The organism is Streptomyces sp. cg40, from assembly GCF_050320165.1.
Classification (GTDB): Bacteria; Actinomycetota; Actinomycetes; order Streptomycetales; family Streptomycetaceae; genus Streptomyces; species Streptomyces hokutonensis.
The window spans coordinates 5,138,839-5,154,937 of sequence record NZ_CP190128.1; the positions used below are offsets into that span (position 1 = coordinate 5,138,839).

Sequence of the window (16,099 nt, forward strand, 5' to 3'; positions counted from 1 at the left end):
CCCGCACGCCATGTCGCCGTAACCATTGGTTCAGACGGGCTTGCGACGCTCGGCCAATGAAGCCCGTCGTGCCAGAACCTTCGCCGCCTCCCGAGGTGAACGGGAGCAACGGGGCCGTCCTGCCGCTCCTTCCGGCGCTGTCCGACGCGCCCGTATCGCCGGTGGCGCGGAACAATGGGCACATGAGCAGCCAGCCCAACGCCCAGGCACAGGTCCAGCACGCGCAGCCCTCCGTGGGCTCCATAGCCGCCCACCGCCCGCACACCGTGTCGGCGGCGGTCTCCGATCTGGAACCCGACATCGACGCCGACCTCGACGAGTACGAGGAGTCGCCGTACGACGGGCCTCAGCTCCCGCAGGGCCGCTTCCTGGACCGGGAGCGGAGCTGGCTCGCGTTCAACGAGAGAGTCCTGGAGCTCGCCGAGGACCCGAACACCCCGCTCCTGGAGCGGGCGAACTTCCTCGCGATCTTCGCCAGCAACCTGGACGAGTTCTTCATGGTCCGGGTGGCCGGCCTCAAGCGCCGTATCGCCACCGGTGTCGCCACCCGCTCCGCGTCCGGCCTCCAGCCGCGCGAGGTGCTGGAGATGATCTGGGCCCGCTCGCGCGAGCTGATGGCCCGCCACGCCGCCTGCTACCACGAGGACGTCGCCCCCGCGCTCGCGGAGGAGGGCATCCACCTGGTCCGCTGGAACGAGCTGACCGAGAAGGAGCAGGCGCGCCTCTTCACCCTGTTCCGGCACCAGATCTTCCCCGTGCTGACCCCGCTGGCCGTCGACCCCGCGCACCCCTTCCCGTACATCTCGGGCCTCTCGCTGAACCTCGCGGTCGTCGTCCGCAACCCGGTCACCGGCCACCGCCACTTCGCGCGCGTCAAGGTGCCGCCGCTGCTCTCCCGCTTCCTGGAGTCCTCGCCGGGCCGGTACGTCCCCCTGGAGGACGTCATCGCCGCCCACCTGGAGGAGCTCTTCCCGGGCATGGAGATCCTGGAGCACCACGCGTTCCGGCTGACCCGCAACGAGGACCTCGAAGTCGAGGAGGACGACGCCGAGAACCTGCTCCAGGCCCTGGAGAAGGAACTCATGCGGCGCCGCTTCGGGCCGCCGGTGCGCCTGGAGGTCGAGGAGTCCATCGACCGCGAGGTGCTCGACCTGCTCGTGCGCGAGCTGAAGATCAGCGAGGCCGAGGTCTACCCGCTGCCGGGCCCGCTCGACCTCACGGGCCTCTTCCGCATCGGTTCGCTGGACCGGCCCGAGCTGAAGTACCCCAAGTTCATCGCGGGCACCCAGCGCGACCTCGCCGAGGTCGAGACCGCGTCCGCGCCCGACATCTTCGGCGCCCTGCGCAACCGGGACGTGCTGCTGCACCACCCGTACGACTCCTTCTCCACCTCCGTGCAGCGCTTCCTGGAGCAGGCGGCCGGCGACGACGACGTCCTCGCCATCAAGCAGACCCTGTACCGCACTTCGGGCGACTCCCCGATCGTGGACGCGCTCATAGAGGCCGCCGAGGCCGGCAAGCAGGTCCTCGTCCTGGTCGAGATCAAGGCCCGCTTCGACGAGCACGCCAACATCAAGTGGGCGCGCAAGCTGGAGGAGGCGGGCTGCCATGTCGTCTACGGCCTGGTCGGGCTGAAGACCCACTGCAAGCTGTCGCTCGTGGTCCGCCAGGAGGGCGACACGCTCCGCCGCTACAGCCATGTCGGCACCGGCAACTACCACCCGAAGACGGCCCGCCTGTACGAGGACCTCGGCCTGCTGACCGCGGACCCGCAGGTCGGCGCCGACCTCTCGGACCTCTTCAACCGGCTGTCCGGATACTCGCGCCGCGAGACCTACCGCCGTCTGCTGGTCGCCCCCAAGTCCCTGCGCGACGGCCTGATCGCCCGGATCAACAAGGAGGTCCAGCACCACCGTGCCGGACGCCCCGCGTTCATCCGCATCAAGGTCAACTCGATGGTGGACGAGGCGATCATCGACGCGCTCTACCGCGCGTCCCAGGCCGGCGTCCCGGTCGACGTGTGGGTGCGCGGCATCTGCGCGGTGCGGCCCGGCGTCCCCGGCCTGTCCGAGAACATCCGCGTACGGTCCATCCTCGGCCGCTTCCTCGAACACTCCCGCGTCTTCGTCTTCGGCAACGGCGGCGAACCCGAGGTGTGGATCGGCAGCGCCGACATGATGCACCGCAACCTCGACCGACGGATCGAGGCCCTCGTCAGGGTCACCGACCCGGCCCACCGCGCCACGATCAGCCGGCTCCTGGAGACCGGCATGTCGGACACCACCTCCTCCTGGCACCTGGGCCCGGACGGCGAGTGGACCCGGCACGCGACCGACGCGGAAGGCCAACCCCTGCGCAACGTCCAGGAGATGCTCATAGACGCCCGGAGGCGCCGGCGTGGCACAGCAACACCTTGACCCGACGGATCCCACGGCCAGGGCCGTGACAGGTGACGCCCTCGCGGGCTACCTGCGCGGCCAGGCCACGGAGTTCCTCCGGGCACTGCGACTGCACCGGGAGACCGGCAGCGGCCAGAACGGCACGGAGGAGTCCGTCGACGCGGCGCGCGCCCTGCGCCACTCGGCCCGCCGGATCAGCGGCAGCCTGCACACCTTCCGGCCGCTCCTGGACGCCGACTGGTCCGAGGCGATGCGCCCCGAACTGGCGTGGCTGTCGGGCACGTTGGCGCTGGAGCACGCGTGCGCGGCCCGGCTGGAGCGGCTGCTGCTCGCGCTGCACCGGCTCTCGGGCTCGGCCGCGTTCCCCGCGCAGTCGGCGGCCTCGGCCGTGGGCGGCCGGGTCACCGGCGCGGGCCGGGGCGTCCCGGCCCCCGCGAGCGGCCGCGGCACCGGACCGGCCGCACCCTCCACGGCCACCGCCGAGCGCGGCAACCTCACCGTGGGCGCGGCCAAGGCGGGCGCCCTGCTGGAGCGCCAGCTCACCCTGGCCCGGACCCGGGCCCACTCCACCGCCCTCCAGGCCCTCGGCTCCTCCCGCTTCCACGCGGTCGCCGACAAGGTCGCCGTACTGGCCAGCGAGGTCCCCCTCACCCCGAGCGCCGGCGGCGCCGACCTGCGCCCGCTGGCCGCCGCCGCCGGGGAGCGCCTGAACGACGCGGTCGCCGCGCTGCCCCTGGTCACCGCCGGGCACCCGTACAACGCGGAGGCCCTCATCCACGGCCTCTCCCCCGACCCGGCCCCGCACCCCCAGGACGGCCCCTGGCACCAGGTCCGCCTGCTGCTGCGCCTGCACCGCTACGCCGGCGAGGTCCTGCACGGCGACGACCCGCCCCTGGACGTACGGCTGCTCGCGGCCGGCCAGGCCCTCAATCTGCACCGAGACGCCTCGGAGGCCGCCGCCGCGGCGGCCTCGGCGGCCCGTACCCCGCGGATCGCCCCGGCGACCGCGTACGCGCTCGGGGTGCTGCACGCCGACCAGCGCCACGAGGTGGAGGCGGCCCGCTTCGCCTTCCAGCAGTCCTGGCAGAAGCGGACGGTGGGCACCGCCTGACGGCCCGGGCGTTCCCCCCTGACGGCCTGGGCTTTCAAGTCCGCCCGACAGAGCACGGCCGGCCGCTACGGCATCACGGCCCCCTCAGGCCCTCGTCCGTACCGACGGCCATCAGTACGAGGGGGATCATGCTCCGGTCCAGGTCCCGGGTGAGGAGATCACCGGCCTCGTCCGGCGGCAGCCAGACGAGATCGCTGACCTCCGCGTTGGGCTCGAACGCCCCGCCGGTCGCCTCCGCCGCCCAGTAGCGGACCTCCTTGGGCCGGCCCTGGTGGTCGACGTACCGGGCCGAGGGGAGCCCTGTCCCGAGGCGGCACGTGTGGCCCGTCTCCTCCAGCACCTCGCGCCGGGCCGCCTCCTCGGAGGTCTCGCCCCGTTTGAGCTTCCCCTTGGGCCAGGACCAGTCGGCCCACTTGGGCCGGTAGACCAACGCCAGTTCCACCCGGCCGGCGGGCGAACGGCGCCACAGCACACAGCCCGCCGCGCGGACCGGCGATTCACATCCCATGTCCCCTATGTGCCCGCTTCGCCGCCGATCGATCTCTGACCTGCCGCTTCTTTCACCGTGCGTTACCTTGCGAAGGGGAGAACCCGCCTCACCCGGCCGGGGGAACCCCCGCTCGTGGACGCGTTTCCGGGGCCGTCGCACCTGGCATAGTCCGGAATCGGGTCGTGTCCTCGACGTGAGCGTTCCGTGACCTAACCGCACCGCCCACAGGGGTTCACCCTCCGTTCACTTATGCCCATAGGCGCCTTCACCTGTTCTGCCTAATTTCGGCCTTACGCGATGCGAGCCGCGACCTGGGGGTCGCTACCCGCGTCACCCACGTCTTCGCACGCCGCCGGAATTCAGGACGGCGGCTCTCGGAAGGAATTCTTTCAAGTGAAGCTTCAGCGCATGAACCGGCGGGCCCTCACCCTCGGTGCTCTCGCGGTCTCCGGCGCCCTGGCCCTCACGGCGTGCGGCTCGGACGACAACGGCGGCAGCTCGAACAGCAGCTCCTCGTCGACGACCAACGCCAGCTCGGCCATCTGCGGCAGCGCGAAGAAGGGCCAGCAGCTGCTCGCCGACGGCTCGTCCGCGCAGAAGAACGCGATCGACGCCTGGGTGAAGAACTTCAGCCAGGCCTGTGGCGTCCAGATCAACTACAAGGGCGGCGGCTCCGGCGCCGGTGTCACCTCCTTCAACCAGGGTCAGCTGGCGTTCGCCGGTTCCGACTCCGCACTGAAGCCCGAAGAGGTCACCGCCTCGAAGAAGGTCTGCTCCGGCGGCCAGGGCATCGACCTCCCGATGGTCGGCGGCCCGATCGCGCTCGGCTACAACGTCCCGGGTGTCGACAACCTGGTCCTGGACGCCCCGACGCTCGCCAAGATCTTCGACAGCAAGATCACCAAGTGGAACGACGCGGCGATCAAGAAGCTGAACCCGTCCGCCACGCTGCCCGACCTCAAGATCCAGGCGTTCCACCGCTCGGACGAGTCCGGCACCACGGACAACTTCACCAAGTACCTGATCGCCGCCACCCCGGACAACTGGAAGTACTCCGGCGGCAAGGCCTGGCAGGCCAAGGGCGGCCAGTCCGCGGCCGGCTCCGCGGGTGTGGCCGCGGGCGTCAAGCAGACCTCCGGCGCCATCGGCTACTTCGAGCTCTCCTACGTCGCCGACGGTGTCAAGGCCGTCAGCATCAACACCGGTGCCGCCGCCCCGGTCGCGCCCAGCACCGACAGCGCCACCAAGGACATCGCCGCCGCCCAGGTCGTGGGCACCGGCAGCGACCTGACGCTGAAGCTGGACTACAACACCAAGGCCGAGGGCGCGTACCCGATCACCCTGGTGACGTACGAGATCATCTGCGACAAGGGCAACAAGGCCGACACGCTGCCCGCGACGAAGGCGTTCCTCTCCTACATCGCCAGCGAGGACGGCCAGAAGGTCCTCTCCACCATCGACTACGCGCCGATCCCCGACGCGATCATCACCAAGGTTCGCAGCACCATCGCGAGCATCAGCTAGTCCGAGTGTGCGGCCGGGTCCCGTTCCAGGGGCCCGGCCGCACCGTCCGGTGCACCGCCGCCACGGACCGCACACCGCACGTGTGGACCCGCAGACCGGAGAATCCTGATGGATATATCGACAAAGAACCCTGAAGAAGCACCCCCTCCCACCCCCGAGCCCTCCGCCGCCGCGCAGAAGCGCACCGCCCGCGGCGCCACCCGACCCGGTGACCGGATCTTCCTCGGTCTCTCCCGCGGGTCGGGCATCCTGCTGCTGGTGATCATGGCCGCCATCGCGGTCTTCCTCACCTACCGCGCCTCCCTCGCGATCAGCAAGGACCACGCGAACTTCCTCACCACCTTCGAGTGGAACACCAGCCTCGTCCCGCCGAAGTTCGGCATCGCCGTCCTGGCGTTCGGCACGGTGGTGTCCTCGATCATCGCCATGGTCATCGCGGTCCCGATCGCGGTCGCCATCGCGCTCTTCACCACGCACTACGCCCCGCGCAAGCTCCGCGGCCCGGTCTCCTACGTGATCGACCTGCTGGCCGCCGTACCGTCCATCGTGTACGGCCTGTGGGGCGCCCTGATCCTCGTACCGCACATGATCGGCCTCTTCGGCTGGCTGAACGACTACTTCGGCTGGACCGGGATCTTCTCCTGGGACCAGGGCGCGCCCCGCTCGATGCTCACCGTCGGCATCCTGCTCGCGATCATGATCCTGCCGATCATCACCAACGTCAGCCGCGAGGTCTTCCGCCAGGCCCCGCAGATGATCGAGGAAGCGGCCCTCGCCCTCGGCGCCACCCGCTGGGAGGTCATCCGCATGGCGGTGCTCCCCTTCGGCCGCTCCGGCGTGATCTCCGCCTCGATGCTCGGCCTCGGCCGCGCGCTCGGCGAGACGATGGCCGTCGCCACCGTGCTCTCCCCGGACTTCGTCATCCACGCCAGCCTGCTCAACCCGGGCGGCGGAACCTTCGCCCAGAACATCGCCAGCAAGTTCAGCGAGGCGACGCAGGACGGCCGGGACGCGCTCATCGCCTCCGGTCTGGTCCTGTTCGTCATCACCCTGCTGGTCAACGGTGCGGCCCGGCTCATCATCGCCCGCCGCGCGGAGTACTCGGGGGCCAACGCATGAGCAACGCAGCCGTAGTCGACAAGCCCGCGAGCACCCTCCAGGGCGCGACGCTCCCCAAGTGGTCGCCGTACGCGATCGCCGGCGGCTCCATCGTGCTGGCCGTCCTCATCGGACTGGTCGGCAGCCTGGACAGCAAGATCCAGTGGGGCCTGATCGCGGCGATCCTCTTCGTGATCGGTACGTACGTCATCGCCTCGCGCGTCGAGGGCTCCCGCCAGGCCAAGGACCGCATCGCGACCAGCCTGGTCTGGGTCGCCTTCCTCCTCGCCGTCGTGCCGCTCGTCTCCCTCCTGTGGACGACGATCTCGCGCGGTGTGAAGGTCCTCGACATCTACTTCCTGACCCACTCGATGGGTGTGGTCGCCGACACCGAGCCCGGCGGCGGTATCTACCACGCCATCATCGGCAGCCTGGAGCAGGTCGGCCTCGCCACCCTGATCGGCGCCCCGATCGGTGTGCTCACCGCGATCTACCTGGTCGAGTACGGACAGGGCAGGCTCTCCAAGGCGATCACGTTCTTCGTCGACGTCATGACGGGCATCCCGTCGATCGTCGCGGGTCTGTTCATCCTGTCCCTCATGATCATGTGGGACATGCAGCCCTTCGGCTTCGCCGGTTCGCTGGCCCTGGCCATCCTGATGATGCCGGTCGTGGTCCGCTCCACCGAGGAGATGCTCAAGCTCGTCCCGAACGAGCTGCGCGAGGCCTCCCTCGCCCTCGGAATCCCGAAGTGGCGCACGATCCTGAAGGTGGTCCTTCCGACGGCTATCGGCGGCATCACCACCGGCATCATGCTGTCGGTGGCACGCATCGCCGGTGAGACCGCGCCCGTCCTGCTGCTGGTGTTCGGCAACCCGTTCATCAACAACGACCCGTTCTCGGGAGCGCAGGCGTCGCTGCCGCTGTACATCTACCAGCAGTTCGCGCAGAGCGCGGGCTCCGGTGCGGCCTACGACCGTGCCTGGGCCGCGTCCCTCACGCTGATCGCCTTCGTGATGATCCTCAACCTGGTGGCTCGCGGCATCGCCCGCTGGAAGGCCCCCAAGACCGGTCGCTGACGCGACCTCCTCAGCGACCGTTCTGAACACCTGGAAGTGAAGCAGTCATGGCCAAGCGAATCGACGTCAGTGGGCTCACCGCCTACTACGGCTCCCACAAGGCAATCGAAGACATCTCGATGACGGTCGAGCCCCGCACGGTGACGGCCTTCATCGGCCCCTCCGGCTGCGGCAAGTCGACGTTCCTGCGCACGCTCAACCGTATGCACGAGGTCACGCCCGGCGGCCGGGTCGAGGGCAAGGTGCTCCTGGACGACGAGGACCTCTACGGCAACGCCATCGACCCGGTGTCCGTGCGCCGCGAGATCGGCATGGTCTTCCAGCGCCCGAACCCCTTCCCCACCATGTCGATCTTCGACAACGTGGCGGCGGGTCTGCGGCTCGCCGGCTCGTACAAGAAGAGCGAGCTGAGCGACGTCGTGGAGAAGTCCCTCAAGGGCGCGAACCTCTGGAACGAGGTCAAGGACCGCCTGAACAAGCCCGGTTCGGGCCTGTCGGGTGGTCAGCAGCAGCGCCTGTGCATCGCGCGGGCGATCGCGGTGGAGCCGAAGGTGCTCCTGATGGACGAGCCCTGCTCGGCCCTCGACCCCATCTCCACCCTCGCGATCGAGGACCTGATCGGCGAGCTGAAGGAGCGCTTCACGATCGTCATCGTGACGCACAACATGCAGCAGGCGGCCCGTGTCTCGGACCGTACGGCCTTCTTCAACCTCGCGGCGGTCGGCCAGCCCGGCAAGCTGATCGAGATCGACGACACGGAGCGCATCTTCTCCAACCCGTCGGTCCAGGCCACGGAGGACTACATCTCGGGCCGCTTCGGCTAAACCCGGACCTCCTCTTCAAGAACCCCTCGCGGTGCTGCATGGCGGTGCCACCGCGAGGACGAAAAGGGCCCGCCCCTGGCTCCCGGGGGCGGGCCCGTTCGTTTTCTCTGCCTACCCGCACCCATCACGTGACTCGGGTGTCTTGAATCGCCAACCCCTCGACCCACCGAGTCGGGTGGGTGGGTGGGAAGCGGGGGTCCAGGGGGCGGAGCCCCTTGGTACGGCGCCCTACAGGAACGCCAGGTTCACGACCCAGAACGAGCACGCGGCGACCAGCGCAGCCGCCGGCATCGTGATGAACCAGCCCAGCACGATGTTCTTCGCGACACCCCACCGCACCGCGTTCACCCGCTTCGTCGCCCCCACACCCATGATCGCCGAGGTGATGACATGCGTGGTGGAAACCGGCGCCTTGAAGAGATACGCCGTGGTGAACATGATCGCCGCACCGGTGGTCTCGGCGGCAAAACCTTGCGGCGGATCCAGCTCGATGATCTTCCGCCCCAGCGTCCGCATGATCCGCCACCCACCCGCGTACGTCCCCAGCGACAGCATCAGCGCGCAGACGATCTTCACCCACACCGGAATCGGATCGCCGTAGGTCGAATGCCCGGAGATCACCAGGGCCATCACCACGACACCCATGGTCTTCTGCGCGTCCTGGAGCCCGTGCCCGAGAGCCATGCCCGCCGCGGAGACGGTCTGCGCGATACGGAACCCGCGCTTCGCCTTGTGCGGATTGGCCTTCCGGAAGATCCACATGATCGCGGTCATCACCAGATAGCCCGCGACGAGCCCGACGACCGGCGACACGAACATCGGCACGATGACCTTGTCGACGACCCCGTGCCAGATGACATCCGTACCGCCGGCCAGCGCGGCCCCCACCATCCCGCCGAACAACGCGTGCGAGGACGACGACGGCAGCCCGAAGTACCAGGTGATCAGGTTCCAGGTGATCGCCCCGATCAGCGCGGCGAAGAGGATCCCCATCCCCTTCGACCCCTCGGGCGTCTCGATCAGCCCCTCACTCACCGTCTTGGCGACCCCGGAACCGAGAAACGCGCCGGCGAGATTCATCACCGCGGCCATCGCCAGCGCCGCACGCGGAGTCAGCGCCCGCGTCGAGACGGACGTGGCGATCGCGTTCGCGGAGTCGTGAAAACCGTTCGTGTACGTGAAAAAGAGCGCGACCAGAATGGTCACGACCAGAGCGAAGGTGTCCATGAAGAGGTCAGGACTCCTTGACGGCGATGGTCTCCACCGTGTTCGCCACGTGCTCGAACGCGTCCGCCGCCTCCTCCAGCACATCCACGATCTGCTTGAGCTTGAGCACCTCGATGGCCTCGTACTTGCCGTTGAAGAGCATGGCCAGCAGCTTGCGGTGGATCTGGTCGGCCTGGTTCTCCAGCCGGTTGACCTCGATCCAGTACTCGGTGAGGTTGTCCATCGTGCGCAGGTTCGGCATGGCCTCGGCAGTGAGCTCCGCCGCCCGCGCCAGTACCTCGATCTGCTGCTCGACGCCCTTGGGCAGTTCCTCCACGTTGTAGAGGACGACCAGGTCGACGGCCTCCTCCATGAAGTCCATGATGTCGTCGAGGCAGGAAGCGAGGTTGTAGATGTCCTCGCGGTCGAAGGGCGTGATGAAGGAGGAGTTCAACTGGTGGAAGATCGCGTGCGTGGCATCGTCACCGGCATGTTCAGCGGCCCGCATACGCTCTGCGATCTCGGCCCGGCCGGCGGTGTCCGCCCCGAGCAGTTCCATGAGGAGTTTCGAGCCCGTGACGATGTTGTCCGCGGACGCGGCGAACATGTCGTAGAAGCTCGTCTCCCTGGGGGTCAGACGAAAGCGCACAAGGGGTCCTCGGGATGCATCGGTTTCGGTCAGGCTGATGCTAAGTGCATCATCCGGCCACGGCTAATGGGCCGTCCCCCAGTGTCGCCCATCAGGCACAGTGATCCGCACGGGGGCGTACCAAGGGCCCTATACCCAGCAAAGTTCGTTACGATATACCCACTAGGGGTATATGTCTGGAGGACGTGATGGACGCGACGCACGCGATGACGACCACCGGGGCCGACGCGGCGGCAGCGCCCTCCGGACCGGCCCTCGAAGCGGCCCCGGGCCCGGTGACGCACGGTTACCACAAACAGAAGGACGAGCACCTCAAGCGGCTGCGCCGGATCGAGGGCCAGATCCGCGGACTCCAGCGCATGGTCGACGAGGACGTCTACTGCATCGACATACTCACCCAGGTGTCCGCCTCCACGAAGGCCCTGCAGTCGTTCGCGCTGCAACTCCTGGAGGAGCACCTGCGGCACTGCGTCGCCGATGCCGCCGTCAAGGGCGGCGCGGAGATCGACGCGAAGGTCGAAGAGGCGACGAAGGCGATCGCCCGACTGCTCCGCACCTAGTACCAAGTACCTAGGCCCTGCTGGAGGCGTCCCGCTCCTCGGCCACTTTCAGCACCTCGTCGATGCTCTCCAGGCTGAGCCGGTCCTGGGCGGCCGAGGCCGCGATGATCAGGTCTCCGCACAGCTCGATCTCGGCGAGTGCCACGTGGTCCTGAACTGCCGTACCGCCGACCGGAGCCACGTGCGTCACCTCTTCTCTGCCGTCACCGACTTCCTAGAGTAGGGAGCGGTCTACACACCGCGCATGGCACGGACGGGCTAGTTCTCACACCGACTCGTCACCGATCGGTTCAGGTCACTTCTCGGCGATCTGCCCGGCATAGATGTCCTTCGACGCCGGAAGCCGTACGTCCACGGTGGCGCCGAAGTCGTACAGCAAGGTCGTCGAGGCGACCGCCACGGTGCTGCGGCGCTGCCCGTTGACGAAGCTGAACCGCTGCCGGACCTTGCGGATCCGCCCCAGGTCGTCAAGGTAGACGTCGAAGGGCACCCGGGCGGTGGCGAACCCTTTCGCCGCCGACCTCAGAGCGACCGCGTTCCCCGCCGAAGCACTCCTCGCGGCGACGGAGAGATCGGCGACCCCCTGATAGTGACGCACGGAAGCGCCGGCCACCTCCGTCTTCCCCAGATACGTCGCCGCAGTCGTCCCGCGCAGCACCTCGGCGGCGGCATACGGGTCGGTGGCCCCGCCGGTCACGAGGTTGCCGTCGGACAGTGTCCCGGTGTCGACCCGTACCCACTTGTCGGCGGGCACTCCGGCCCCCCGGTTCTTCATGAACAGGGCACCGGGCGCGAGGAGTTCGGTGATCGGCCGGTGCTCACTGGCCCCGGCCGGGTCCTGCGGCAACTGCACTGTCAACCGGCCGAGTTGACGGCGGAAGTCGTAGCCGCCCGCGCCGCGGATGGTCACGCGGGTGCCGCCGGTGGCCATCTCCATGGACGTACGGGCCTGTGAACTCCCCGCCGCGACAAGGATGTCGGCCGCCCGCCGCACCACCGCGACCGCGTCCCCGCCACCGCGCGCGTCCGCCGTGACCGCCCCGTCGCCGGCGCCGCACCCACCGGCCCCGGCACAGACCCCGGCCACGAGCCCCGCCGCGACGACCGCCCCACCGGCGCGCCTGCGCTGCCGCTCCTCCATCGCTGCCGTACCCCCGGTACGTCGTCACGGGCCCCCTGTCGCTCCGCCTAACGAGCGGGCAGGTGGCCCCGTCACGCGTATCCGGGCCGGGTACAACGACTTCCGGCCGCCATACGAACCCTTTACCGAACCTCGGTAACGTTGTCGGAGTGGCGCAGCAGGACGGCCGAGAGGCTCCCCCCGTACATCCCGAACACCACACGACACTCGTCGAGCAGGGACCTTTCTGCTTCGGCCGGTGCGTCTGCGGCTGGCGCGGACCCGCGAGACGGGCGAGAAGCCAGGCCAGAACGGACGCGGCGGGGCATCTGTCTGTTCCTAACCCGTGACATGAGCGCGAGAACTTGTGGGGCGCCGGGCGTATCTCATCTCACGGAATCCCCACAGGAGGCGAAATGGAACGGCGTACGTTCATAGGCGGCGCGGCAGCGGCAGCGGCGGTGGCCACGGCCGGATGCAGCGGCAGGAGCCTGGGCATCGGCAGCAGTGACACGTCCACCATGGCCAACACCTCCAAGACCACCGGCACCGGCAGGCTGCCCGCCGCCGCGGCCAACTGGGCCGCCCTCGCCCGGGACCTGGACGGCACCCTGGTCCGCCCCGGCGACGCCGCCTGGAAGACGGCCCACCAGCTCTACAACACCCGCTTCGACAACCTGAAGCCGGCCGCGGTGGCCTATGTCGCGAACGCCGACGACATCCGCTCCGTCCTCTCCTACGCCCGCGCCCACAACATCAAGGTCGCGATCCGCAACGGCGGCCACTCCTACGCCGGCTGGTCCTCCGGCGACAACCGCCTGATCGTCGACGTGTCGAAACTGAACAAGATCCGCGCGAGCGGTTCCTCCGCGGTCGTCGGCGCCGGCTCGAAGCTCATCGACGTGTACCGGAGCCTCGCCGCGAAGGGCGTGACGATACCCGCCGGCTCCTGCCCCACGGTCGGCGTCTCCGGCCTCACCCTCGGCGGCGGCCACGGCGTGGTCTCCCGGGCGTACGGCCTGACCTGCGACAGCCTCACCCAGGCCACCCTGATCACCGCCGACGGCAAGCAGCTGATCGCCAACGCGAGCGAGAACAAGGACCTGTTCTGGGCGCTGCGCGGCGCGGGCAACGGCAACTTCGGCGTCGTAACGGAACTCCAGTTCAAGACCCACCCCGCGCCCCAGGCCGTATCGGGCTATCTGACCTGGCCGTCGTCGATGGCCGCGGCCGTGGTGAAGGCCTGGCAGGAGTGGGGCCCCGACCAGCCCGACGAGATCTGGTCGTCCTGCCACCTCTCGAACTCCCCCGGCGGCACCCCCAGGGTCTCCGTCGCCGCCTTCTCCCTGGGCACCTACAACGAACTCCAGAACGCGGTCGACAAGCTGGCCCACCTCGTCGGCGGCAACGCGTCGAGCGTCTCGCTCAGGCGGCACACGTACGAGGAGTCGATGAACGCCTACGCGGGCTGCTCGTCGTTCTCGACGGACGCCCAGTGCCACCTCCCGGGTACGACCCCGGGCCGCAACCCGCAGGGCGCGCTGTCCAGGGAGACGTACACCGGCCGCTCCGACTTCTTCGACCGCTCGATCTCCGACGCCGGCATCCAGACGATGCTCGCGCAGATGCGGGCCGTCAGCGGCAACGGCGACATCGCGCTGACCGCCCTGGGCGGCGCGGTCAACAGGGTCTCCCCCACGGCGACGGCCTTCGTGCACCGCCGCTCCCGCATGCTGGCCCAGTACCTCGTCTCCTGGCCGGCCGGCACGGCAGGCGCAGCCGCGCAGTCCTGGCTGACGAGGTTCCACACCGCCATGAAGCCATATGCCTCCGGCGCGGCCTACCAGAACTACACGGACCCGACCCTCACGGACTGGCGCAAGGCGTATTACGGGGACGCGGCAACCCGCCTCACGACTTTGAAGAAGCAGTACGACCCGAACCGGTTCTTCACATACCCACAGGGCCTGTAAGCGCCCCAAAGGGGCGCGGGGAACTGCGCGACCAGCCACAACGCACCCGCAGACGAAGAACCGGCCTTCCAGCGGAGCGCCTACGCAGCCAGGTCCCGTTCCTCAGCACCCGAAGCCTCCGTCCGCGCACCCGGAATCACCGCGTCGCGGGCGGCGCGGCGGGCGTCACCGGACCGCACCAGCCACGCCCCCCACCGCGAGCCCTCAACAGCCTTCAGCACAGGCGTCAGCAGAGCCATCGCAACCGGAGACAGCAGAAGAGCAACAGCCGTACCGAGCGCGAACCCACCGATCACGTCCGTCGGATAGTGCACGCCCATATAGACCCGGCAGAACCCCTCCACCAGCGCGAGCCCGATCCCCACCAGCCCGAACCGCCGGTTCGCGACGAACAGCGCGACGCCCATCGCCATGGTGATCGTGGCGTGATCACTCACGAAGGAGTAGTCGGTCTTCCCGGAGACGAGGACATCGATGCCGGTGTGGTCGAGGAAGGGTCGGGGCCGCTCCACGAACCCGCGGATGGGCACGTTCACGAGAACGGCGATCGCCGCGGCCAGCGGAGTCCAGACGAGCGCCGCGACGGACTGGGCGGCGTCCTCGTCCGCGCGCCGCCGCACGGACCACCAGCACCAGACCACGAGCAGCACCATGGCGATCAGCAGCCCGTACTCGCCGACGAACTCCACGATCCGGTCGAACCAGTGCGGCGCGTCCTTGGCGAGGCCATTGATGTCGTAGAGCAGATCGACGTCGGGGTTGGACCCGGATTCGGCGAGTACAGCCATGGTGCTGCGGCTCCTTCGTCGTTGTTCCGGGCGCATCTCGCGTGCGCATTACTCAACAGGAACGCACGGCCTCACTTCATACGTTCCACACTCCACCGAATGATCACGCAGACGTTATCGAAGAGAGACTCATCGCCCCAGCTCAGGGGGTGGGTTCACGCTCGGTTCACACCGTCGTGGGGAGCGCTTTCGCGCCATCTTCGGTGACCCGGGTGGCGCCGAAGTAATCAGGGGTGTCAATGGGGTCGAAACGGATCACAGCGCCCGTGCGGGGCGCGTCGATCATGTATCCGCCACCGACATAAATCCCCACATGCCGGATGGCGCGGGAATTGGTGAGGTCGTCCGAGAAGAAGACCAGATCTCCCGGCAGCAATTCGGCCCGCTGCGGATGCGGTCCCGCGTTGTACTGGTCGTTCGCAACGCGCGGCAATGTGATGCCCGCGCTCTCGAACGCGGCCTTGGTCAGCCCCGAGCAGTCGAAGCGTCCGCCCTGGTCGGCGGTGCCGTTCCCGCCCCACAGATAGGGGGTGCCGAGCTTCTGCTGGGCGTAGTTGATGGCGGTGGCGGCCTGCTCGGAGGGGTCGACCCGGCTGACCGGCGCGGCGAAGCTCTGCTCCAGGGACGTGATCGTCTTCACGTAGTTCCTGGTCTCCGCGTACGGCGGCACACCCTGGTACTTGATGACGGCGTACGCGCCCGCGTTGTACGAGGCGAGCATGTTCTCGCTCTGGTTGCCCGGCACGTCCTTCACATAGGAGGCGAGCTGGCAGTCGTAGGTCGCGGCCGAGGGAATCGCGTCGTTCGGGTCCCATACGTTGCGGACGCCGTCGCCGTTGCCGTCGATGCCGTGCGTGGCCCAGGTCCCGGGGATGAACTGCGCTATCCCCTCGGCCTTCGCGGGGCTCTTCGCGTTCGGGTTGAAGCCGCTCTCCTGGTAGAGCTGGGCGGCGAGCAGCGCGGGGTTGAGGGCGGAGCAGAGGTTGCCCCACTTCTGTACGAGTGACGAATAGGCCGCCGGCACCGCGCCCTTGGCGAGCGAGACGCTGCCTCCGCCGACTCCGCCCGCGAGGTTTCCGGCCACGAGGTACACCCCGACGACGAGCAGCATCACGAAGCTGAGCCCGAGCCCGGCCGCGACCCCACCGATCACCCATACTTTTCGCACGGCTCAACCCTCCCCCATGTCAGCCCTGTTCAAGGCCATTTCGGGGCAGGGTGGCGCCATTTCGCTGTGTTTCCGCCGGATGTGACGCGTATTCAGCGAGCGGAGCGGGA

15 protein-coding genes are annotated in these 16,099 nt (G+C 68.8%); 8 read left to right on the top strand and 7 right to left on the bottom strand.

Going from position 1 to position 16,099, the window contains the following annotated elements; genetic code table 11:
* Window positions 1–56 precede the first annotated feature (56 nt).
* Window positions 57–2,417 carry an RNA degradosome polyphosphate kinase gene (locus ACQHII_RS22735; protein WP_427921037.1) on the top strand — a complete coding sequence of 787 codons (2,361 nt, stop codon included), beginning with the start codon at window positions 57–59 and terminating at the stop codon, window positions 2,415–2,417.
* Entirely contained in the window at window positions 2,398–3,510 is a 1,113-nt protein-coding gene (locus ACQHII_RS22740; protein WP_427921038.1) for a CHAD domain-containing protein, read from the top strand. Before ACQHII_RS22735 ends, ACQHII_RS22740 begins: the two co-directional genes overlap by 20 nt.
* Before the next feature lie 73 nt (window positions 3,511–3,583).
* Here the strand turns inward: ACQHII_RS22740 and ACQHII_RS22745 are convergent, their stop codons facing one another.
* A complete protein-coding gene (locus tag ACQHII_RS22745; RefSeq protein WP_427921039.1) occupies window positions 3,584–4,018 on the bottom strand; it encodes an NUDIX hydrolase in 435 nt (144 codons plus the stop codon).
* 375 nt (window positions 4,019–4,393) lie between these two features.
* Between ACQHII_RS22745 and pstS the strand changes: the two genes are divergently transcribed.
* The 4 genes from pstS to pstB all read left to right on the top strand — a co-directional run bounded on the left by pstS (window position 4,394) and on the right by pstB (window position 8,525).
* The gene (gene pstS / locus ACQHII_RS22750) at window positions 4,394–5,524 is read left to right on the top strand and encodes a phosphate ABC transporter substrate-binding protein PstS (RefSeq protein WP_427921040.1); all 1,131 of its coding nucleotides are present in this window, start codon (window positions 4,394–4,396) and stop codon (window positions 5,522–5,524) included.
* A 108-nt stretch (window positions 5,525–5,632) separates the two neighbouring features.
* Window positions 5,633–6,643: a phosphate ABC transporter permease subunit PstC gene (gene pstC / locus ACQHII_RS22755; RefSeq protein ID WP_427921041.1), complete on the top strand. Its 1,011-nt coding sequence runs from the start codon at window positions 5,633–5,635 to the stop codon at window positions 6,641–6,643.
* Complete coding sequence (pstA, locus tag ACQHII_RS22760) at window positions 6,640–7,701, top strand: phosphate ABC transporter permease PstA (protein ID WP_427921042.1); 1,062 nt, start codon at window positions 6,640–6,642, stop codon at window positions 7,699–7,701. Before pstC ends, pstA begins: the two co-directional genes overlap by 4 nt.
* 47 nt (window positions 7,702–7,748) lie before the next feature.
* Window positions 7,749–8,525 carry a phosphate ABC transporter ATP-binding protein PstB gene (gene pstB, locus ACQHII_RS22765; RefSeq protein WP_359614765.1) on the top strand — a complete coding sequence of 259 codons (777 nt, stop codon included), beginning with the start codon at window positions 7,749–7,751 and terminating at the stop codon, window positions 8,523–8,525.
* A 228-nt stretch (window positions 8,526–8,753) separates the two neighbouring features.
* On the opposite strand, the gene ACQHII_RS22770 is transcribed toward pstB, so the two are convergent.
* Window positions 8,754–9,752, bottom strand: a complete 999-nt coding sequence (locus tag ACQHII_RS22770) for an inorganic phosphate transporter (RefSeq protein ID WP_427921043.1) — start codon at window positions 9,750–9,752, stop codon at window positions 8,754–8,756.
* 7 nt (window positions 9,753–9,759) lie between these two features.
* Window positions 9,760–10,380, bottom strand: coding sequence for a DUF47 domain-containing protein (locus ACQHII_RS22775; protein WP_026151758.1), 621 nt, complete (start codon window positions 10,378–10,380; stop codon window positions 9,760–9,762).
* 206 nt (window positions 10,381–10,586) lie between these two features.
* Here ACQHII_RS22775 and ACQHII_RS22780 point away from each other — a divergent pair, with 206 nt between their 5' ends.
* Window positions 10,587–10,940, top strand: a complete 354-nt coding sequence (locus tag ACQHII_RS22780; RefSeq protein WP_427925389.1) for a metal-sensitive transcriptional regulator — start codon at window positions 10,587–10,589, stop codon at window positions 10,938–10,940.
* Between the two features lie 10 nt (window positions 10,941–10,950).
* Here ACQHII_RS22780 and ACQHII_RS22785 read toward each other — a convergent pair whose 3' ends face one another.
* Both ACQHII_RS22785 and ACQHII_RS22790 read right to left on the bottom strand, forming a co-directional pair.
* A complete protein-coding gene (locus tag ACQHII_RS22785; protein ID WP_093628192.1) occupies window positions 10,951–11,130 on the bottom strand; it encodes a hypothetical protein in 180 nt (59 codons plus the stop codon).
* Window positions 11,131–11,235: 105 nt separating this feature from the next.
* Window positions 11,236–12,081 carry a hypothetical protein gene (locus ACQHII_RS22790; protein WP_427921044.1) on the bottom strand — a complete coding sequence of 282 codons (846 nt, stop codon included), beginning with the start codon at window positions 12,079–12,081 and terminating at the stop codon, window positions 11,236–11,238.
* Between the two features lie 395 nt (window positions 12,082–12,476).
* Between ACQHII_RS22790 and ACQHII_RS22795 the strand changes: the two genes are divergently transcribed.
* On the top strand, window positions 12,477–14,033 hold the full coding sequence (locus tag ACQHII_RS22795) for an FAD-binding oxidoreductase (RefSeq protein WP_427921045.1): 1,557 nt from the start codon (window positions 12,477–12,479) through the stop codon (window positions 14,031–14,033).
* A gap of 80 nt (window positions 14,034–14,113) precedes the next feature.
* Here ACQHII_RS22795 and ACQHII_RS22800 read toward each other — a convergent pair whose 3' ends face one another.
* Together ACQHII_RS22800 and ACQHII_RS22805 are read right to left on the bottom strand one after the other, a co-directional pair.
* Window positions 14,114–14,821 carry a phosphatase PAP2 family protein gene (locus ACQHII_RS22800; protein ID WP_427921046.1) on the bottom strand — a complete coding sequence of 236 codons (708 nt, stop codon included), beginning with the start codon at window positions 14,819–14,821 and terminating at the stop codon, window positions 14,114–14,116.
* Between the two features lie 166 nt (window positions 14,822–14,987).
* On the bottom strand, window positions 14,988–15,932 hold the full coding sequence (locus tag ACQHII_RS22805) for an NlpC/P60 family protein (protein ID WP_427925390.1): 945 nt from the start codon (window positions 15,930–15,932) through the stop codon (window positions 14,988–14,990).
* Between the last annotated feature and the right edge of the window lie 167 nt (window positions 15,933–16,099).